Origin of the sequence: Streptomyces sp. NPDC026092 (assembly GCF_040638605.1) — a bacterium.
Classification (GTDB): Bacteria; Actinomycetota; Actinomycetes; order Streptomycetales; family Streptomycetaceae; genus Streptomyces.
Genome location: NZ_JBEZYN010000016.1, coordinates 62,603 through 81,440, shown reverse-complemented (window position 1 = coordinate 81,440; position 18,838 = coordinate 62,603). Strand labels below are relative to the sequence as shown.

General features: G+C 69.4%; 17 protein-coding genes and 1 riboswitch. Of the genes, 12 read left to right on the top strand and 5 right to left on the bottom strand.

Features of this window, described 5'->3' with window-relative positions; translation table 11 throughout:
• Positions 1-82: 82 nt before the first annotated feature.
• Positions 83-1,264 carry a quinolinate synthase NadA gene (nadA, locus tag AB0F56_RS24940; protein ID WP_362013424.1) on the bottom strand — a complete coding sequence of 394 codons (1,182 nt, stop codon included), beginning with the start codon at positions 1,262-1,264 and terminating at the stop codon, positions 83-85.
• Positions 1,265-1,528: 264 nt separating this feature from the next.
• Here nadA and erpA point away from each other — a divergent pair, with 264 nt between their 5' ends.
• Complete coding sequence (gene erpA, locus AB0F56_RS24935) at positions 1,529-1,885, top strand: iron-sulfur cluster insertion protein ErpA (RefSeq protein WP_362013422.1); 357 nt, start codon at positions 1,529-1,531, stop codon at positions 1,883-1,885.
• A gap of 86 nt (positions 1,886-1,971) precedes the next feature.
• On the opposite strand, the gene AB0F56_RS24930 is transcribed toward erpA, so the two are convergent.
• Complete coding sequence (locus AB0F56_RS24930) at positions 1,972-3,417, bottom strand: hypothetical protein (protein WP_362013421.1); 1,446 nt, start codon at positions 3,415-3,417, stop codon at positions 1,972-1,974.
• A gap of 86 nt (positions 3,418-3,503) precedes the next feature.
• Positions 3,504-3,710, bottom strand: coding sequence for a hypothetical protein (locus AB0F56_RS24925; RefSeq protein WP_362013420.1), 207 nt, complete (start codon positions 3,708-3,710; stop codon positions 3,504-3,506).
• A gap of 131 nt (positions 3,711-3,841) precedes the next feature.
• Between AB0F56_RS24925 and AB0F56_RS24920 the strand changes: the two genes are divergently transcribed.
• Complete coding sequence (locus tag AB0F56_RS24920) at positions 3,842-4,816, top strand: carbohydrate kinase family protein (protein ID WP_362013419.1); 975 nt, start codon at positions 3,842-3,844, stop codon at positions 4,814-4,816.
• Between the two features lie 60 nt (positions 4,817-4,876).
• On the opposite strand, the gene AB0F56_RS24915 is transcribed toward AB0F56_RS24920, so the two are convergent.
• Complete coding sequence (locus AB0F56_RS24915) at positions 4,877-6,262, bottom strand: aminotransferase class V-fold PLP-dependent enzyme (RefSeq protein ID WP_362013417.1); 1,386 nt, start codon at positions 6,260-6,262, stop codon at positions 4,877-4,879.
• Between the two features lie 357 nt (positions 6,263-6,619).
• Between AB0F56_RS24915 and coxB the strand changes: the two genes are divergently transcribed.
• The 4 genes from coxB to AB0F56_RS24895 all read left to right on the top strand — a co-directional run bounded on the left by coxB (position 6,620) and on the right by AB0F56_RS24895 (position 11,057).
• Positions 6,620-7,546 carry a cytochrome c oxidase subunit II gene (gene coxB, locus AB0F56_RS24910; protein WP_362013415.1) on the top strand — a complete coding sequence of 309 codons (927 nt, stop codon included), beginning with the start codon at positions 6,620-6,622 and terminating at the stop codon, positions 7,544-7,546.
• Positions 7,543-9,285 (top strand): cytochrome c oxidase subunit I, encoded by a 1,743-nt coding sequence (ctaD, locus tag AB0F56_RS24905; protein ID WP_362013413.1) that lies wholly within the window; start codon positions 7,543-7,545, stop codon positions 9,283-9,285. Before coxB ends, ctaD begins: the two co-directional genes overlap by 4 nt.
• On the top strand, positions 9,282-9,680 hold the full coding sequence (locus AB0F56_RS24900; protein WP_361669642.1) for a cytochrome c oxidase subunit 4: 399 nt from the start codon (positions 9,282-9,284) through the stop codon (positions 9,678-9,680). The genes ctaD and AB0F56_RS24900 overlap by 4 nt, the downstream gene beginning before the upstream one ends.
• Before the next feature lie 123 nt (positions 9,681-9,803).
• Positions 9,804-11,057: an Ig-like domain-containing protein gene (locus AB0F56_RS24895; protein WP_362013411.1), complete on the top strand. Its 1,254-nt coding sequence runs from the start codon at positions 9,804-9,806 to the stop codon at positions 11,055-11,057.
• Between the two features lie 15 nt (positions 11,058-11,072).
• On the opposite strand, the gene AB0F56_RS24890 is transcribed toward AB0F56_RS24895, so the two are convergent.
• Positions 11,073-11,474, bottom strand: a complete 402-nt coding sequence (locus AB0F56_RS24890; RefSeq protein ID WP_362013410.1) for a hypothetical protein — start codon at positions 11,472-11,474, stop codon at positions 11,073-11,075.
• A 177-nt stretch (positions 11,475-11,651) separates the two neighbouring features.
• Between AB0F56_RS24890 and AB0F56_RS24885 the strand changes: the two genes are divergently transcribed.
• The 6 genes from AB0F56_RS24885 to AB0F56_RS24860 all read left to right on the top strand — a co-directional run bounded on the left by AB0F56_RS24885 (position 11,652) and on the right by AB0F56_RS24860 (position 18,837).
• Complete coding sequence (locus tag AB0F56_RS24885; protein WP_352189322.1) at positions 11,652-12,272, top strand: heme-copper oxidase subunit III; 621 nt, start codon at positions 11,652-11,654, stop codon at positions 12,270-12,272.
• A gap of 67 nt (positions 12,273-12,339) precedes the next feature.
• Positions 12,340-13,149 carry a c-type cytochrome gene (locus AB0F56_RS24880; protein WP_362013408.1) on the top strand — a complete coding sequence of 270 codons (810 nt, stop codon included), beginning with the start codon at positions 12,340-12,342 and terminating at the stop codon, positions 13,147-13,149.
• Positions 13,146-14,198, top strand: a complete 1,053-nt coding sequence (locus tag AB0F56_RS24875; protein ID WP_362013406.1) for a Rieske 2Fe-2S domain-containing protein — start codon at positions 13,146-13,148, stop codon at positions 14,196-14,198. The genes AB0F56_RS24880 and AB0F56_RS24875 overlap by 4 nt, the downstream gene beginning before the upstream one ends.
• Positions 14,195-15,820: a cytochrome bc complex cytochrome b subunit gene (locus tag AB0F56_RS24870; RefSeq protein ID WP_362013405.1), complete on the top strand. Its 1,626-nt coding sequence runs from the start codon at positions 14,195-14,197 to the stop codon at positions 15,818-15,820. Before AB0F56_RS24875 ends, AB0F56_RS24870 begins: the two co-directional genes overlap by 4 nt.
• Before the next feature lie 130 nt (positions 15,821-15,950).
• On the top strand, positions 15,951-17,015 hold the full coding sequence (trpD, locus tag AB0F56_RS24865; RefSeq protein ID WP_362013403.1) for an anthranilate phosphoribosyltransferase: 1,065 nt from the start codon (positions 15,951-15,953) through the stop codon (positions 17,013-17,015).
• A 110-nt stretch (positions 17,016-17,125) separates the two neighbouring features.
• Positions 17,126-17,242: riboswitch (SAM riboswitch) on the top strand.
• A gap of 191 nt (positions 17,243-17,433) precedes the next feature.
• Positions 17,434-18,837: an aminotransferase class V-fold PLP-dependent enzyme gene (locus AB0F56_RS24860; RefSeq protein WP_362013402.1), complete on the top strand. Its 1,404-nt coding sequence runs from the start codon at positions 17,434-17,436 to the stop codon at positions 18,835-18,837.
• Position 18,838 lies beyond the last annotated feature (1 nt).

The window sequence follows — 18,838 nt, the reverse complement described above, 5'->3', positions numbered from 1 at the left end:
GGCCGGTACCGGCCCAGGTACGCCGAAGGGCGCCCCGCGAGATGCGGGGCGCCCTTCGTACGTCGTGTGCCGTGGGGAATCGTTACGGCAGGGCCAGCATCCGCTCGAGCGCCAGCTTCGCGAAGCTCTCGGTCTCCTTGTCGACCTGGATCCGGTTGACCAGCTTGCCCTCGGCGAGCGACTCAAGGGCCCACACCAGGTGCGGCAGGTCGATCCGGTTCATCGTCGAGCAGAAGCAGACCGTCTTGTCGAGGAAGACGACCTCCTTGTCCGGGTGCGCGTTGGCCACGCGGCGGACCAGGTTCAGCTCCGTGCCGATCGCCCACTTCGAGCCGGCCGGGGCCGCCTCCAGGGTCTTGATGATGTACTCCGTCGAGCCGACGTAGTCCGCCGCCGCCACGACCTCGTGCTTGCACTCGGGGTGGACCAGCACGTTGACCCCGGGGATCCGGGCCCGTACGTCCTCGACCGAGTCCAGCGAGAAGCGGCCGTGCACCGAGCAGTGCCCGCGCCACAGGATCATCTTGGCGTTCCGCAGCTCCTCGACGGTCAGGCCGCCGTTCGGCTTGTGCGGGTTGTACAGGACGCAGTCCTCCAGCGTCATGCCCATCTCGCGCACGGCCGTGTTCCGGCCCAGGTGCTGGTCGGGCAGGAAGAGGACCTTCTCGCCCTGCTCGAAGGCCCAGTCGAGGGCCCGCTTGGCGTTGGACGAGGTGCAGATCGTGCCCCCGTGCTTGCCGGTGAAGGCCTTGATGTCGGCCGAGGAGTTCATGTACGAGACGGGCACGACCTGCTCGGCGACGCCGGCCTCGGTCAGCACGTCCCAGCACTCGGCGACCTGCTCGGCGGTGGCCATGTCGGCCATCGAGCAGCCGGCCGCGAGGTCCGGCAGCACGACCTTCTGGTCGTCCGTGGTGAGGATGTCGGCCGACTCGGCCATGAAGTGCACACCGCAGAAGACGATGTACTCGGCCTCCGGGCGGGCCGCGGCGTCGCGGGCGAGCTTGAACGAGTCGCCGGTGACGTCGGCGAACTGGATGACCTCGTCGCGCTGGTAGTGGTGGCCGAGGACGAAGACCTTGTCCCCGAGCTTCTCCTTGGCGGCCCGGGCGCGCTCCACCAGGTCCGGGTCGGAGGGCGACGGAAGGTCGCCGGGACACTCCACCCCGCGCTCGCTCTTCGGGTCGGCCTCGCGGCCGAGCAGCAGCAGGGCGAGCGGCGTCGGCTGGACGTCCAGGGGCTGGGCGGTGGTCACGTCACGCACCCTTTCTTTCTGCGGAAGAGCTGGCTTTTCGTCTAAATGACGCTATCTATCATAACCGCTTCACGTCAGTTTGACGATGGCCATAGTGTCGATGTGACGAGTTCGCGTGCGCGCAGGCACTCGCTCCGGGTTCGCGAGCGGGTGTGCGAGCATGAAAGGGACAACGACGCGAAGCCGAGCCTCGCCCGGAATGAATCCGGGACCCCGCTGGTTGCAACCGTCGGCAAGCAGTCTCCGTCTCCGTACAACCCGGGAGAGAAGCAGATGTCCGTATCGGACGAGAAGACCACTGTCAGCGACGGCATCCTCCTGTCTGACGCCGCCGCGGCCAAGGTCAAGGCCCTGCTCGACCAGGAAGGCCGCGACGACCTGGCGCTGCGCGTCGCCGTACAGCCCGGCGGCTGCTCCGGCCTGCGCTACCAGCTCTTCTTCGACGAGCGCTCGCTCGACGGCGACGTCGTCAAGGACTTCGACGGTGTCAAGGTCGTCACCGACCGCATGAGCGCCCCGTACCTGCACGGCGCCTCCATCGACTTCGTCGACACCATCGAGAAGCAGGGCTTCACGATCGACAACCCGAACGCCACGGGCTCCTGCGCCTGCGGCGACTCGTTCAGCTAAGCCTCACGCAGTACGCCGAAGGCGGCCGCCCGGACTCCGGGCGGCCGCCTTCGCGCTTCTCAGGACGCCTCTCAGGGCGTCTCGGGTCACTTCCTCGGTACGGACTCCCCGCTCGCCCCGTCCACGACCGCACGGCCGCCCAGCGGCTGCTCCAGGGTCACCGTGCGGGTCACCTCGACCGCGATGGCGATGCACGCCCGGTCCGGGTCGATCGGCTTCTCCGTGATCCGTACGGAGACCTTGTCGGCGCTCTCCTGGGCCGTCGCCGTGTACGTGCTGCACACCCCGCCCCAGAAGGTCACCGACAGCTTCGTGCCGGCCCCGTCCACCCGGTACGACTGGATCTGCCGCGCGGGCGCCGTGCCCTCGCCCGGGTCCGGCGTCGTGGTCGGGGTGGGCGTCGGCTTCGCCGGGGGCACCAGGTGCTCGGGAGCCACGGCCGTGCGGACGACCGTGTGGGGCTTCGCCCCGGCCTCCGCCTCCACCTGGAAGAGCCACGACGGTACGAGCGCCCGCTCACCGTCCACGAACTGCGCCGCGAGCCCGAAGACCGCGCCCGTCACGGCCAGCTCGCGCGGCTCGTTCCTCGGCTCGCAGGGAGCCGTGGCCGTGTCCCCGGCGGAAGCGTCGGGCTTCTCCCCGGCCGGCGGGGCCGTCGCGCAGCCGCCGATGCCGATCGAGCCCGGAACGGCCGACCTGTTCAGCTCCTCCAGGGCCTTCTCCGCACCGACCACCGGATACTCGGCGCCCTTCGCCGGCTCCTTCAACTGGCCGCTGCCGGAGACCAGTTCACCGCCCGGGCCGACCTGGATCCCGGTCGACCAGCCGTACGTCGGCAGCCCGCCCACGACCGGGTCGGCGTTGACCACCCGGAGCGAGCCCATCAGCTGGCTCGCGTCCACCTTCGCGTCGTCCTGGCCGACCGCCTTCAGGACCGGCGCGGCCGCCGCCCGCGCCGCCGCCTCGCTCACCGGGCCGCCCTTCGGTGCCTCCGCCTCACCCGGGGGCGGGCAGGCCTTGCCCTTGAGGCAGGTGTCGCCGACCGGACCCCCGTCGTGCCGGGCGAACGTCCAGCTGCCCGGCGCCTCGGCCGACACGTCGAGCCGCAGCCCCGAGCCGTCCTTCTCCGGCGCGAGCTTCCAGACCTCGCCCTCGAGCCGCGGCGTGCCCGCGATGCCCAGGGCCTTCGCCAGCCGGGTCACCTCCGCCGAGGTGACCCGGCCCTCGGGCCGGTGGACCGCGGCCGAGGAGGGCCCCTTGGGGAGTGGACCCTTGGCCTTGTAGACGGCTCCGCCGCCGTTCGGGTCGGGCTCGCCGGGCGCGATACCGGGACCGCCGTCCCGGTTCGCGCCGTCGTCCGGGGCGTCCAGGCTCAGCGGCGGGGGCGCCGCCGGGGCGCCGCTCGACGTGGCGGTGCCGTCCGAGGTGTTCGCGAAGTACACCCCGCCGCCCCCGACGAGCAGGACGCCCGCCGCGACCGAGGCCACGAGGAGCGGCCGGGGCCGCGTCCGCCGGTTCTCCGTACCGCTCACCGCATCGCTCCTTCGTCCCTGGCCCGGGAGGACGCCTCCCGGAAGACATCAGTGGGACGGAACGGACGTGCGAGCGGTTCCGTCCCTCAGACGCCGTATTCGGGCGTGGCGTCGATCAGCCGCGCCGAAGCGGGCGGGACGACGACCCCGTGGATCGCCGCGGGGGAGACCCGTGCGGGTGCGGCGTCCGCCGGAACCACCCAGTGCGGAGCCATGCGCGCGCTGTCGCCGCGCAGCTGGGCGAGGCTGAACTCGGACTCCTGAGGCTCACGAGGAGCGGGTTGCGTGGACATGTGCGCACCGTACGCACGCCACCGCTCCGGGGAAAAGGCCTACTCTGGGGTAGTTTCCACTGTTCGGCTGGGGCCTCCGAGCCGGTAACGTGAGGTGTCAACCGCTTTCCGTCCCGCAGGAGCGCCCAGCCGTGCGTATCGCAGTCACCGGCTCCATCGCCACCGACCACCTCATGACCTTCCCCGGCCGGTTCGCAGACCAGCTCGTAGCGGACCAGCTGCACACGGTCTCCCTCTCCTTCCTCGTCGACAACCTCGACATCCGGCGGGGAGGCGTGGGCCCGAACATCTGCTTCGGCATGGGTCAGCTCGGCGGCAACCCGATCCTGGTGGGTGCGGCCGGTTACGACTTCGACGAGTACCGCGCCTGGCTCGACCGCCACGGTGTCGACACCGGCTCCGTGCGGATCTCCGAGGTCCTGCACACCGCCCGCTTCGTCTGCACCACGGACAAGGACCACAACCAGATCGGCTCCTTCTACACGGGCGCCATGAGCGAGGCCCGGCAGATCGAGCTGAAGGCCGTCGCCGACCGCGTGGGTGGCCTCGACCTGGTCCTGATCGGCGCCGACGACCCCGAGGCGATGCTGCGCCACACCGAGGAGTGCAAGACGCGGGGCATCCCCTTCGCGGCCGACTTCTCCCAGCAGATCGCGCGGATGAACGGCGACGAGATCCGCACGCTCCTGGACGGCGCCACCTACCTCTTCTCGAACGAGTACGAGAAGGGCCTGATCGAGTCCAAGACGGGCTGGAGCGACGAGGAGATCCTCGGCCGGGTCGGCCACCGGGTCACCACCCTCGGCTCGCGCGGTGTGCGCATCGAGAGCGTGGGCGGCGAGACCATCGAGGTCGGCTGCGCGGAGGAGGACGCCAAGGTCGACCCGACCGGCGTCGGCGACGCCTTCCGGGCCGGCTTCCTGACCGGTCTGTCGTGGGGCGTCAGCCTGGAGCGCGCGGCCCAGGTCGGCTGCATGCTCGCGACCCTGGTGATCGAGACCCTCGGCACCCAGGAGTACACCCTGCGCCGCGCCAACTTCATGGAGCGCTTCACCAAGGCGTACGGCGACGAGGCCGCCGCCGAGGTCCAGACGCACCTGAGCTGACGCGACGCGCCAGGGGCTCCGCCGCGGCGGAGCCCCTACGCGCTGTCCCTAAGGGCTGCCCTAGGACACCCGCCGCACCACGTACGCCACCCCGCCCTTCGGGGACGGCTCCTCGCCCATGTACTCCTGGCCGCGCATCTCGCACCAGGCCGGGATGTCCAGGCGGGCCGCCTCGTCATCGGCGAGGACCGTGACCGTGCCGCCCACCGGCACGTCGCCGATCACCTTCGCCAGCTCGATCACCGGGATCGGGCAGCGCCGGCCCAGCGCGTCCACCACGAGAGAGCCGGCCGGCCCCGGCTCCGCGGCGGCCGCCTCCGGCGCCCCGAGCCGCTCCCGCACCCCCGCGACCACGCCCGGCAGCACGGTCAGGAAGCGGTCCACGTCCTCCTCCGCCGTGCCCACCGGCAGCGACACCCGGACGTTCCCCTCGCTCAGCACCCCCATCGCGCGCAGCACATGGCTGGGCGTCAGGGTCGAACTCGTACACGACGAACCGGACGAAACGGAGAAACCCTCCCGGTCCAGCTCGTGCAACAGGGTCTCTCCGTCGACATAGAGACAGGAGAACGTGACGAGATGGGGGAGCCGGCGCACCGGATCGCCCACCACCTCCACGTCCGGCACCAGCTCCGGCACCCGCGCCCTGATCCGGTCCACCAGACCCCGCAGCCGCGCCCCCTCGGCCTCCGCCTCCGCCCGCACCGCCCGCAGCGAGGCCGCCGCGGCCACGATCGCCGGCAGGTTCTCGAAGCCGGCCGCCCGCCCCGACTCCCGCTCGTCCGCAGGACCTTGAGGGGCGAAACGGACACCCTTGCGGACCGCGAGCAGCCCCACGCCCGCAGGGCCGCCCCACTTGTGCGCGCTCGCCGCGAGCAGCGACCAGGCCCCCTCCACCGGCCCCCAGCCCAGCGACTGCGCCGCGTCCACGAGCAGCGGCACGCCCGCCGCCCGGCACGCCTCGGCGACCTCGGCCACCGGCTGCGCCGTCCCCACCTCGTGGTTGGCGGACTGCAGACAGGCGAGGGCCGTCCCCGGCCCCAGGGCCGCCGCGAAGGCCGCGGCCTCCACCGCGCCGGACCGGCCGACCGGAACCTCCGTCACCGTGCCGCCGGCCGCCGCGTGCGCCTCGCCCGCGTGCAGGACGGCCGAGTGTTCGACCGCCGAGACCACCAGGCCGGCCCCGACACGCCGACGCCCCGCGAGCGCGCCGGAAATTCCGGAATGCACCGACCTTGTCCCCGAAGGAGTGAACACGAGCTCGTCGGCGCGGCAGCCCACCGCCTCCGCCGCGGCCTCCCGCGCCGCGTCGAGCAGCATCCTGGCCCGCCGCCCCTCGCGGTAGAGCCGGGCGGGGTCGGCCCAGCCCTCGTCGAGGGAGGCAAGCAGGGCCTGGCGGGCGACGGGGTGGAGCGGCGCGGAGGAGGCGGCGTCGAAGTAGGGCACCGGACCACGCTAGCCCCCGCTCCGTAATCCCCCGTCAGATGCCCCGCCCGCAGCGCCGATCGCCCCACGTCCGGGGGGTCGCGACCGCCCGGCGGAAGCCCGGCGTCCACCCCTTCGGGGAGTCGGACGGCGCGTTGGGCACCCTCCCCGCGCGACCCCAAATAGCGTCCAGTAGGGTTTGGTCCGCATAAACATCCAAACCCCTGCCCGCGGCCGGGGCGGCGACCGACCACGAGACGGACGGCCGTGGCCGACCAGCGCGGGCCGAGACTCTCGGGAAGGCGCTACGTGAGTCCCAACGGCTCCGACCTCCCCCGCAGCCAAGGCGCGGGTGGTACCCCCACGTCTCGGCGCCCGATGCGGCGGAAGCTGCCGCAGGTGCTGACTGCGGGCCTGATCCTGGCGACAGCCACCGGCTGCTCGTACAACTGGGAAGACTTCCCCCGCCTTGGTATGCCCACGCCGGTCACGGAAGAGGCACCCATCATCCTCTCCCTCTGGCAGGGCTCGTGGGCGGCCGCGCTCGTCACGGGCGTGCTGGTGTGGGGGCTGATCGTGTGGTCGGTCATCTTCCACCGGCGCAGCCGCACCAAGGTCGAGGTACCTCCGCAGACGCGGTACAACATGCCTATCGAGGCGCTGTACACGGTCACCCCGCTCATCATCGTCTCCGTGCTCTTCTACTTCACGGCGCGCGACGAGTCGAAGCTCCTGTCGCTCTCCGACAAGCCGGCCCACACGATCAACGTGGTCGGCTACCAGTGGAGCTGGGGCTTCAACTACGTCGAGAACGTGCCGGGTGTGACGGGTGACGCGCAGACGGCCCCCAACCTCGACGCGATCCCGGACAAGTACCAGGACGACTTCCCGGCGAACGCCGGCGGCGTCTACGACGCCGGTATCCCCGGTGACCGGAACCCGCAGACCGGCAACCCGGGTCCGACCCTGTGGCTGCCGAAGGGCGAGAAGGTCCGGTTCGTCCTGACCTCCCGTGACGTCATCCACTCCTTCTGGGTGGTCCCCTTCCTGTTCAAGCAGGACGTCATCCCGGGTCACACCAACGTCTTCGAGGTGACTCCGACCCAGGAGGGCACCTTCATGGGCAAGTGCGCCGAGCTCTGCGGCGTGGACCACTCCCGGATGCTCTTCAACGTCAAGGTGGTCTCTCCGGAGCGCTACCAGCAGCACCTGAAGGAGCTGGCGGAGAAGGGGCAGACCGGCTACATCCCGTCGGGCATTGAGCAGACGGACCCGGCCAGGAATGCGGAGAAGAACCAACTGTGAGCATCCTCAACGAACCCCAGGGTGCGGCCGCGGCTGAGGACTCGTACGAGAACGAGCTCCCGGTACGCCGCAAGCAGCCCGGCAATGTCGTGGTGAAGTGGCTGACCACCACCGACCACAAGACGATCGGCACGCTGTACCTGGTCACGTCGTTCGTCTTCTTCTGCATCGGCGGACTCATGGCGCTCTTCATGCGCGCCGAGCTGGCCCGTCCGGGTACGCAGATCATGTCGAACGAGCAGTTCAACCAGGCGTTCACGATGCACGGCACGATCATGCTGCTGATGTTCGCGACGCCGCTGTTCGCCGGATTCGCGAACTGGATCATGCCGCTGCAGATCGGCGCGCCCGACGTGGCGTTCCCGCGGCTGAACATGTTCGCGTACTGGCTGTACCTCTTCGGCTCGATCATCGCGGTGGCCGGCTTCCTCACCCCGCAGGGTGCGGCCGACTTCGGCTGGTTCGCCTACTCCCCGCTGTCGGACGCCGTCCGCTCGCCGGGTGTCGGCGCCGACCTGTGGATCATGGGTCTGGCCTTCTCCGGCTTCGGCACGATCCTCGGCTCGGTCAACTTCATCACCACGATCATCTGCATGCGCGCTCCGGGCATGACGATGTTCCGTATGCCGATCTTCACCTGGAACGTGCTGCTGACCGGTGTCCTGGTCCTGCTCGCCTTCCCGGTCCTCGCGGCCGCGCTGTTCGCCCTGGAGGCGGACCGCAAGTTCGGTGCCCACGTCTTCGACGCGGCCAACGGCGGTGCCCTGCTGTGGCAGCACCTCTTCTGGTTCTTCGGACACCCAGAGGTGTACATCATCGCCCTGCCGTTCTTCGGCATCGTCTCCGAAGTGATCCCGGTCTTCAGCCGCAAGCCGATGTTCGGTTACATCGGTCTGGTGGCCGCGACCATCGCGATCGCCGGTCTCTCCGTGACGGTGTGGGCCCACCACATGTACGTCACCGGTGGCGTGCTCCTACCGTTCTTCTCCTTCATGACGTTCCTCATCGCCGTACCGACCGGTGTGAAGTTCTTCAACTGGATCGGAACGATGTGGAAGGGCTCGTTGTCCTTCGAGACACCGATGCTCTGGACGATCGGCTTCCTGGTCACCTTCACCTTCGGTGGTCTGACGGGCGTCATCCTGGCCTCGCCGCCGATGGACTTCCACGTCTCCGACTCGTACTTCGTCGTCGCGCACTTCCACTACGTCGTCTTCGGCACCGTGGTCTTCGCGATGTTCGCCGGCTTCCACTTCTGGTGGCCGAAGTTCACCGGCAAGATGCTGGACGAGCGGCTCGGCAAGATGACGTTCTGGACGCTGTTCATCGGCTTCCACGGCACGTTCCTGGTGCAGCACTGGCTCGGTGCCGAGGGCATGCCGCGTCGTTACGCGGACTACCTCGACGCCGACGGCTTCACCGCGCTCAACACGATCTCGACGATCTCCTCGTTCCTGCTCGGTCTGTCGATCCTGCCGTTCCTCTACAACGTCTGGAAGACCGCCAAGTACGGCAAGAAGATCGAGGTCGACGACCCGTGGGGCTACGGCCGTTCGCTGGAGTGGGCGACCTCCTGCCCGCCGCCGCGGCACAACTTCCTCACCCTGCCGCGGATCCGTTCCGAATCCCCGGCGTTCGACCTGCACCACCCTGAGATCGCGGCGGTCGACCAGCTGGAGAACAAGCCGCACGAGGCCGAGGCTCTCACCGCCGGCAGCAGCAAGGAGGCCGGCAAGTGAAGATCCAGGGCAAGATGTTCATCTGGCTGAGCGTCTTCATCCTCGCCATGGCGATCCTCTATGGCGTGTGGTCGAAGGAGCCGGTCGGCACCACGGCGCTCTTCCTGGCCTTCGGCCTCGCCATCATGATCGGCTACTACCTGGCCTTCACGGCCCGGCGGGTCGACGCGATGGCGCAGGACGACAAGGAGGCCGACGTCGCGGACGAGGCCGGCGAGGTGGGCTTCTTCGCCCCCCACAGCTGGCAGCCGCTCTCGCTGGCCGTCGGTGGTGCGCTCGCCTTCCTCGCCGTCGCGATGGGCTGGTGGATCCTGTACTTCTCGGCTCCGCTGATCCTGGTCGGCCTGTTCGGCTGGGTGTTCGAGTTCTACCGCGGTGAGAACCAGAACCAGTAGCACCACCCGCTTCACCCCGTAACACCCCGAGGGGCCCGGACACTTCGTCGCCACGAAGTGTCCGGGCCCCTCGTTTGCAGTACTCGACGCGCTGGTCGGCCGGAATGTTCTTACGGTGATGTCATGAACGACACGCCGCGCATTCGGACTGTTCTGAGCTGCACTCTTATGGCCCTGCTCGTCAGCGTGGGCGCCGGTGCCTGCGCGGGCTCCGACGGCCATCCGCTCTCGGCGAAGCCGTACGACGCGGCGGAGCAGGTCTCCTTCAGCGCCCCCGAGGGCGACAAGAAGGCGGACCCGGACAAGGCGCTGGAGATCACGGCCAAGGGCTCAGACGGCCGTATCACCGACGTCACGGCCGTCGACGCGACCGGGCACCACCTGGCCGGCGAACTGACCGCCGACGGCCGCCTCTGGCGCTCCACGGGCTCCCTGACGGCCGGCGCCCGCTACACCGTCAAGGTCTCCGTGGAGGACGAGGACGGGGCCCCAGGCACCCGTACGTTCACCTTCGAGACCGCCCCGGCCAAGCGGGCCCTGACCGTCGAGTTCGGCCCGGAGGCGGGCAAGTACGGCGTCGGGCAGCCGATCACGGCCGAGCTCAGCCTCCCCGTGAAGGACAAGAAGGCCCGCGCGGTGGTCGAACGGGCCCTGAAGGTGCGCTCCACGCCGGCCGTCGCGGGCTCCTGGCACTGGGTGGACGACCGGAAACTGCACTTCCGTCCGAAGGAGTACTGGCCCGCGGGCGCGTCGATCACCGTCACCGGCAACCTCGCGGGCGTCAAGGTCGGCGACAAGCTCTACGGCGGCGAATCGAAGCCGCTCAAGCTGACCATCGGCGACCGGATCGAGGCCGTCGCGGACGCGGGCTCGTACTCCATGACCGTGCGGCGCAACGGAGAAGTGATCAAGACCATGCCGGTGACCACCGGCAAACCGGGCTTCTCCACCCGTAACGGCATCAAAGTCGTGCTCGGCAAGGAGTACTACGTCCGGATGCGGGGCACCAGCGTCGGCATCGCCGAGGGCAGCTCGGAGTCGTACGACCTGCCCGTGTACTACGCCACCCGGGTGACCTGGAGCGGCGAGTACGTCCACGCCGCGCCCTGGTCCGTCGGCTCGCAGGGATTCGCGAACGTCAGCCACGGCTGTGTCGGCATGTCGACGGGGAACGCGGCCTGGTTCTTCGAGACCGTCCGCCCCGGCGACATCGTGCAGACCGTCAACAGCATCGGCGACACGATGGACCCGTTCGGCAACGGCTTTGGCGACTGGAACCTGGAGTGGGACAAGTGGCGCCAGGGCAGCGCCCTGGTGGCCGACACCAAGAGCGCCGCCCACGAGCCCGACCCCAGCCGCCTCGCGCCCTCGATCTAGGTCCTTCCGAGGCCGTTACGCGTCGATGGACAGGCGCTCGCGCAGCAGACCCGCCAGGGACGCCGCGAACTCGACAGGTTCCACCGGAAGAGTGACCGCGGCGTCCGCCCGGCTCCAGGTCGCCAGCCAGGCGTCCTGCGGCCGGCCGATCAGGAGCAGCACCGGCGGGCAGCGGAAGACCTCGTCCTTGATCTGCCGGCAGACGCCCATCCCGCCCGCGGGCACGGCCTCGCCGTCCAGGACGCAGGCGTCGATCCCGCCCTCCTCGAGGCGCGCGAGCACGGCCGGGAGTGTCGCGCACTCGATGAACTCGACCGGCGGAACGTCGGCCGCGGGCCTGCGCCCGGCAGCCAGCCGCACCTGTTCCCGCGTGTTCGCGTCGTCGCTGTAGACCAGGACCGTGGCGCTCGACTGCATCGTTCCTCCGTGAAGGTCATCAACCGATGCGCGGGATGCTACTCCGTCCCACACCCCGTCAACACCGGTACGACACCGGTTGGGAGGCCACTTCGATGGGCCGTTCGGGCTGGACAGAGGCCCCTGACACTCCGAACGGCACCCCCCGGAGTGAGGGCGGGATAAGCGACCGACATAATGTCGGTCGTGGCGACAGTAACGACAGTAGAAACCGGGCACGCGCACCCGTCGGTCAATCGACCGAACCTCACCAGCGTCGGAACCATCATCTGGTTGAGTTCCGAGCTGATGTTCTTCGCGGCCCTCTTCGCGATGTACTTCACCCTGCGATCGGTGACCGGCCCCGAGTTCTGGACGGAAAAGGCCGACGCCTTGAACTTCCCGTTCTCGGCGACCAACACCACGATCCTGGTGCTCTCCTCCCTCACCTGCCAGCTCGGCGTCTTCGCCGCGGAGCGGGGCGATGTGAAGAAGCTCCGGACGTGGTTCATCATCACGTTCGTGATGGGTGCGATCTTCATCGGCGGCCAGGTGTTCGAGTACACCGAGCTGGTCAAGCACGAGGGGCTCTCGCTCTCGTCGGACCCGTACGGCTCGGTGTTCTACCTGACCACCGGCTTCCACGGCCTGCACGTGACGGGCGGTCTCATCGCCTTCCTGCTGGTCCTGGGCCGGACGTACGCCGCCAAGAGGTTCACTCACGAGCAGGCAACCGCCGCCATCGTCGTGTCCTACTACTGGCACTTCGTCGATGTCGTCTGGATCGGCCTCTTCGCCACGATCTACATGATCAAGTAATCGGGTCCCGGGACCCGAGCACATCCAGCAAGCATCGACGCAGAAGATCCTGACACCGGGGTAATCCGTGAAAAAGCTCTCCGCACGACGACGCCATCCGCTGGCGGCGGTCGTCGTCCTACTCCTCGCGCTGGCGGCCACCGGGGGGCTGTACGCCGCGTTCGCGCCCGCGGGCACGGCGAAGGCCGATGAAACAGCCCAGTCCCTCGCCATCGAGGAGGGCAAGAAGCTCTACGCCGTCGGCTGCGCCAGCTGCCACGGAACCGGCGGTCAGGGCACCACTGACGGCCCGTCCCTGGTCGGCGTCGGTTCGGCGGCCGTGGACTTCCAGGTCGGCACGGGCCGTATGCCGGCCCAGCAGCCGGGCGCCCAGGTGCCGAAGAAGAAGGTCATCTACACGCAGGCTGAGATCGATCAGCTCGCGGCGTACATCGCCTCCCTCGGTGCCGGCCCGATCACACCGACCGAGGGCCAGTACAGCCCCGACGGCGCCGACATCGCCCGTGGTGGCGACCTGTTCCGCTCCAACTGCGCCCAGTGCCACAACTTCACCGGTGAGGGCGGCGCGCTGACGCACGGCAAGTACGCCCCGAACCTCGAAGGCGTGAGCCCGAAGCACCTGTACGAGGCCATGCAGACCGGCCCGCAGAACATGCCGTCCTTCCCCGACACGACCATGCCGGAGAAGGAGAAGAAGGACATCATCGCGTACGTCCAGGCTGTCAACGGCGAGAAGGCCGACAGCCCCGGCGGGCTCAGCCTCGGCGGCCTCGGCCCCGTCAGCGAGGGTCTGTTCGCGTGGGTGTTCGGTCTGGGTGCGCTGATCGCAGTTGCCGTCTGGGTCGCGGCCCACACCGCTAAGGCCAAGAAGTCATGAGTAGCCAAGAGATTCCAGAAGAGAACCTGCCCGCAGAGCAGGACACCGCGCACGGCGCGGTGAAGGTCCTCGACGACCCGTTCGCGGACCCGGGCCTCCCGCCCCACAAGCCGCGCATCCAGGACATCGACGAGCGGGCCGCCAGGCGGTCCGAGCGTGCGGTCGCCTTCATGTTCACGCTGTCGATGCTGGCCACCGTCGGCTTCATCGCCTCGTACGTGATCTTCCCGGTCGACAAGATCGTCTACATCTGGCCGTTCGGCCGGGTGAGCGCGCTCAACTTCAGCCTGGGTCTGACCCTCGGCGCGGCGCTCTTCTTCATCGGCGCGGGCGCGGTCCACTGGGCCCGCACCCTGATGTCCGACGTGGAGATCGCCGACGAGCGTCACCCGATCCAGGCGTCGCCGGAGACCAAGGCGAAGGTCATGGCGGACTTCGCGGCCGGTGCCGCCGAGTCCGGCATGGGCCGCCGCAAGCTCATCCGCAACACGATGTTCGGCGCGCTGACGCTCGTACCGCTCTCCGGCATCGTGCTGCTGCGTGACATGGGCCCGCTGCCCGAGAAGAAGCTCCGGTCCACCCTGTGGGCCAACGGCAAGCAGCTCATCAACATGAACACGCACGAGCCGCTGCGTCCCGAAGACGTCGCCGTCGGTTCGCTGACCTTCGCGATGCCCGAGGGCCTCACGGAGCACGACCACGACTTCCAGGTCCAGATCGCCAAGGCCGCCCTGATGATCGTCCGGATCCAGCCGGAGGACATCAAGGACAAGCGCGAGCTGGAGTGGTCGCACGAGGGCATCGTCGCCTTCTCGAAGATCTGCACCCACGTCGGCTGCCCGATCTCGCTGTACGAGCAGCAGACCCACCACGTGCTCTGCCCGTGCCACCAGTCCACCTTCGACCTCTCCGACGGCGCCCGTGTCATCTTCGGCCCGGCCGGTCACGCCCTTCCGCAGCTGCGGATCGGTGTGAACGACAAGGGCAACCTGGAGGCGCTCGGCGACTTCGACGAGCCCGTCGGCCCTGCCTTCTGGGAGCGCGGATGAGCACTGTGACCGATACGAAGAAGAAGGCACCCGCCGGCGAGCGGGTGGCCGACTGGGCCGACGGCCGCCTGGGGATCTACTCCCTGGCCAAGGCCAACATGCGGAAGATCTTCCCGGACCACTGGTCCTTCATGCTGGGCGAGATCTGCCTCTACAGCTTCCTGATCATCATCCTCACGGGTGTGTATCTGACGCTGTTCTTCCACCCGTCGATGAACGAGGTGGAGTACCACGGCAGCTACATCCCGCTGCAGGGTCAGCTGATGTCCGAGGCGTTCAACTCGACCATGCACATCTCCTTCGATGTGCGCGGTGGTCTGCTCATCCGGCAGATCCACCACTGGGCGGCGCTGATCTTCCTCGCCGGCATGTTCGTGCACATGATGCGCGTGTTCTTCACCGGCGCGTTCCGCAAGCCGCGTGAGATCAACTGGCTGTTCGGCTTCCTGCTGTTCTTCCTGGGCATGTTCACCGGCTTCACCGGTTACTCGCTCCCGGACGACCTGCTCTCCGGCACCGGTGTCCGCTTCATGCAGGGCGCGATCCTGTCCGTGCCGATCATCGGCACGTACCTGTCGATGTTCCTGTTCGGCGGGGAGTTCCCCGGCGGCGACTTCGTCGCCCGGTTCTACTCGGCGCACGTCCTGCTGCTGCCCGGCATCATGCTCGGCCTGGTGGTCGCCCACCTGATCCTGGTCTTCTACCACAAGCACACGCAGTTCGAGGGCCCCGGCCGTACGAACAAGAACGTCGTGGGCATGCCGCTGCTGCCGGTCTACATGGCCAAGGCCGGAGGCTTCTTCTTCCTGGTCTTCGGTGTCATCGCGGTCATCGCGGCGATCGCCTCGATCAACCCGATCTGGGCGCTCGGCCCGTACCGCCCGGACCAGGTGTCCACCGGCGCCCAGCCCGACTGGTACATGGGCTTCGCCGAGGGTCTGATCCGTGTCATGCCGGGCTGGGAGATCAACCTCTGGGGCCACACGCTCGTGCTGGGCGTGATGATCCCGCTGGCGATCTTCCCGGCGGTCCTCGCGGCCATCGCGGTCTACCCGTTCATCGAGTCCTGGATCACGGGCGACAAGCGCGAGCACCACATCGCGCAGCGCCCGCGCAACGCTCCGACGCGCACCGCCTTCGGTGTCGCCTGGATCACCGCGTACATGATCATGCTCGTCGGTGGTGGAAACGACCTCTGGGCCACCCACTTCCACCTGTCGATCAACTCGATCACCTGGTTCGTCCGGATCTTCTTCTTCGTCGGACCGGTCATCGCGTTCGTCGTCACCAAGCGGATCTGCCTCGGCCTCCAGCGCCGGGACAAGGACAAGGTGCTGCACGGACGCGAGTCCGGCATCATCAAGCGCCTGCCGCACGGTGAGTTCGTCGAGGTCCACCAGCCGCTCAGCCAGGGCGAGCTGTACAAGCTCACGGCGCACGAGCAGAACCAGCCGGCCGAGCTCGGCCCGCTGGTCGACGAGAACGGCGTCGAGCGCAAGGTCGGCCGCATGGAGAAGCTCCGCGTCAAGCTCAGCAAGGGCTACTACGGCGAGGACCACCAGATCGCCAAGCCGACCGCCGAGGAGTACAAGGAGATCACGAGCGGCCACGGCCACCACTGATCACCTGATCGCCTGACCGCAAGGTCGCCACAGCGAGAGCCCCGTCCATTCGATGGACGGGGCTCTTTGCCGTGCTCCCGGATCGATAGGGTGGGACCCGTATTCCGTTACGTGATGACCAGGAGCTGCCATGAGCGCTGCGACCCCCGCTGGAGGACCTACGTCGGCGGGCCGCTCCTGGCCTGGCGTCCTCGACGGACTGCTGACCGGCCGCGACCAGAGCGCCGAGGACACCGCCTGGGCCATGGACCGCATCCTGCGCGGTGAGGCCACCGACGCGCAGATCGCGGGCTTCGCCGTCGCGCTGCGCGCCAAGGGCGAGACCGTCGAGGAGATCACCGGGCTCGTGCGCACGATGTACGAGCACGCCAACCTGATCGAGGTCCCCGGACCGTCCGTCGACATCGTCGGCACCGGCGGCGACGGCGCCAAGACCGTCAACATCTCCACCATGTCCGCGATCGTGGTGGCCGGCACCGGGGCGAAGGTCGTCAAGCACGGCAACCGGGCCGCCTCCAGCGCGAGCGGCGCCTCCGACGTCCTGGAGAAGTTGGGCGTCAACCTCGAACTGACCCCGAAGCGGGTCGCCGAGGTCGCGGACGAGGCCGGGATCACCTTCTGCTTCGCCGTGAAGTTCCACCCGGCGCTGCGCCACGTGGCGGCGGCCCGGAAGGAGCTCGGCATCCGGACCACCTTCAACTTCCTCGGTCCGCTCACCAACCCGGCCCGCGTCAAGGCCCAGGCGACCGGTGTCGCCGACGCCCGGATGGCCCCGATCATGGCCGGAGTGCTCGCCGAGCGCGGCTCCTCCGCCCTGGTCTTCCGCGGCGACGACGGCCTGGACGAGCTGACGACCACGGCCACCTCACGGGTCTGGGTGGTACGGGACGGCCAGGTGCGCGAGGAGGCCTTCGACCCGAGGGACGTCGGCATCGAGCTGGTCCCGGTGGAGGCCCTGCGCGGCGCCGACGCCTCGTACAACGCGGACGTGGCGCGCCGGCTGCTCGCGGGCGAGACCGGTCCCGTACGGGACGCGGTCCTGCTGAACTCGGCGGCGGCGCTCGTCGCGCTGCACCCGGGGTCGGGCACCCTGGCGGAGCAGCTGCGCGAGGGGATCGCGCGGGCGGCCGAGTCGATCGACTCGGGGTCCGCCCGGAAGGCGCTGGAGCGCTGGGTGGTGGCGAGCAACGCGTAGCGCCGGCGCGCGCGGCAGAGGGGTCCGGGGTTGTCCGGGCCCCTTTTTCGCGTCCCGGATCCCGGACACGGGTTGCGCCGGAGCGATCACGTGGAATAGCTTCTTGGCCAGGTCATGAGTGACAGCTACGAAGCCCCGGCTTGCTGTCCGGCAACCCTCCGTCCGTGGCGGGGTGCCCCGGGTGAAGACCAGGCCGTGGACAGCAAGGTCCGCGGCAAGCGCGGACCCCTGCACACCCTGGGGTCCTGGTCCTCAAGGGAGCAGTCTCGTGAGCAAGCGAATGCGATAGGGCCTTCGGCCCCGTTTTCCCACCCTCCGCACGCCGTGTCGTGTGTCGAGGCAACACCCGTACGAGGCACCCACATCGTGCTGCCCTGCGGGCCCTTCGCTGCCCCAGTCCTGCCAGGGAGATACCGCCATGTCCGCGTACCCGAACGCCACCGTCACCACTGCCGCCACCGCCGCCGACGCCGAATCCGCCGACCCCTGCTGTGCCGCTCCGCTCCCGGTGCTCGGGCGGGACGTCACCGTGCCGCTCGTGACCGGCGGCGAGGTCACGTACGCCGCGCTCGACTACGCGGCCAGCGCGCCGGCCCTGCAGCGGGTGTGGGACGACGTCGCCGCGTACGCCCCGTACTACGGCAGCGTCCACCGGGGCGCCGGGTACCTCTCGCAGCTCTCCACCGACCTGTTCGAGAACAGCCGCGTCACCGTCGCCGAGTTCCTCGACTGCCGCCCCGAGGACCAGGTCGTCTTCACCCGCTCCACCACCGACTCGCTCAACCTGCTCGCCCAGGTCGTCCCCGAGGGTTGCGAGGTGTTCGTCTTCGAGACCGAGCACCACGCCTCGCTCCTGCCGTGGCAGGACGCCCGGGTCACCTACCTCAACGCGCCCCGCACGCCCGCCCAGGCCGTCGAGACCCTGGAGCGCGCCCTCGCCGACCGCGACCCCTACGGTCCCGCCCTCGTCTGTGTGACCGGCGCGTCGAACGTCACCGGTGAGCTGTGGCCGGTCAAGGAGCTGGCCGCCGCCGCCCACGCGCACGGCGCCCGGATCGTCCTCGACGCCGCCCAGCTCGCGCCCCACCACCCCGTCTCCGTACGGGAGTTGGACGTGGACTGGGTCGCGTTCTCCGGGCACAAGCTGTACGCCCCGTTCGGTTCGGGTGTCCTCGCGGGCCGCGCCGACTGGCTCCAGGACGCCGAGCCGTACCTCGCCGGTGGCGGCGCCTCCAAGAAGGTCGCCCGCCGCGCCGACGGCGGGGTCGACGTCGAGTGGCACACCACGGCCGCCCGCCACGAGGCCGGTTCGCCGAACGTCATCGGCGTCTACTCCATCGCCTCCGCCTGCAAGGCGCTCACCGAGGCCGGTTTCGACCAGCTCGTCGCCCGCGAGCAGCACCTCATCGACACCGTCCGCGCGGGCCTCGCCGAGGTGCCCGAGGTGAAGGTGCTCTCGCTCTTCGGCGACGACGCGCCGCGCGTCGGCGTCATCTCCTTCGTCGTCGAGGGGTGGAACAGCTCGCACTTCGCCGCCGCGCTCTCCGCCGAGTACGGCATCGGCGTCCGTGACGGCCTCTTCTGCGCCCACCCGCTCGTCCGCACCCTGCTCGGCAGCGACCCGCAGACCCAGGGCGAGTGCGGCGCGCCCGAGGCCGCGCCCGGCGAGAAGTCGCTCAACGCGATCCGGGTCAGCTTCGGCGCCGGTACGCCCGACGAGCACGTGGAGCGTTTCGTGCGGGCCGTGAAGGAGCTCGTCCGGGACGGCGCGCAGTGGAAGTACCGCACCGAGGACGGCCGTTGCGTCCCGGACCGCGGCTGAC

Bases quoted from the DNA above. Each gene is read 5' to 3' on its own strand.
- erpA (WP_362013422.1), top strand. From the start codon at position 1,529: ATGTCCGTATCGGACGAGAAGACCACTGTCAGCGACGGCATCCTCCTG.
- AB0F56_RS24925 (WP_362013420.1), bottom strand. From the start codon at position 3,710: ATGTCCACGCAACCCGCTCCTCGTGAGCCTCAGGAGTCCGAGTTCAGC.
- coxB (WP_362013415.1), top strand. From the start codon at position 6,620: ATGCGGCGGAAGCTGCCGCAGGTGCTGACTGCGGGCCTGATCCTGGCG.
- AB0F56_RS24895 (WP_362013411.1), top strand. From the start codon at position 9,804: ATGAACGACACGCCGCGCATTCGGACTGTTCTGAGCTGCACTCTTATG.
- AB0F56_RS24890 (WP_362013410.1), bottom strand. From the start codon at position 11,474: ATGCAGTCGAGCGCCACGGTCCTGGTCTACAGCGACGACGCGAACACG.
- AB0F56_RS24885 (WP_352189322.1), top strand. From the start codon at position 11,652: ATGTCGGTCGTGGCGACAGTAACGACAGTAGAAACCGGGCACGCGCAC.
- AB0F56_RS24875 (WP_362013406.1), top strand. From the start codon at position 13,146: ATGAGTAGCCAAGAGATTCCAGAAGAGAACCTGCCCGCAGAGCAGGAC.
- AB0F56_RS24870 (WP_362013405.1), top strand. From the start codon at position 14,195: ATGAGCACTGTGACCGATACGAAGAAGAAGGCACCCGCCGGCGAGCGG.
- trpD (WP_362013403.1), top strand. From the start codon at position 15,951: ATGAGCGCTGCGACCCCCGCTGGAGGACCTACGTCGGCGGGCCGCTCC.
- AB0F56_RS24860 (WP_362013402.1), top strand. From the start codon at position 17,434: ATGTCCGCGTACCCGAACGCCACCGTCACCACTGCCGCCACCGCCGCC.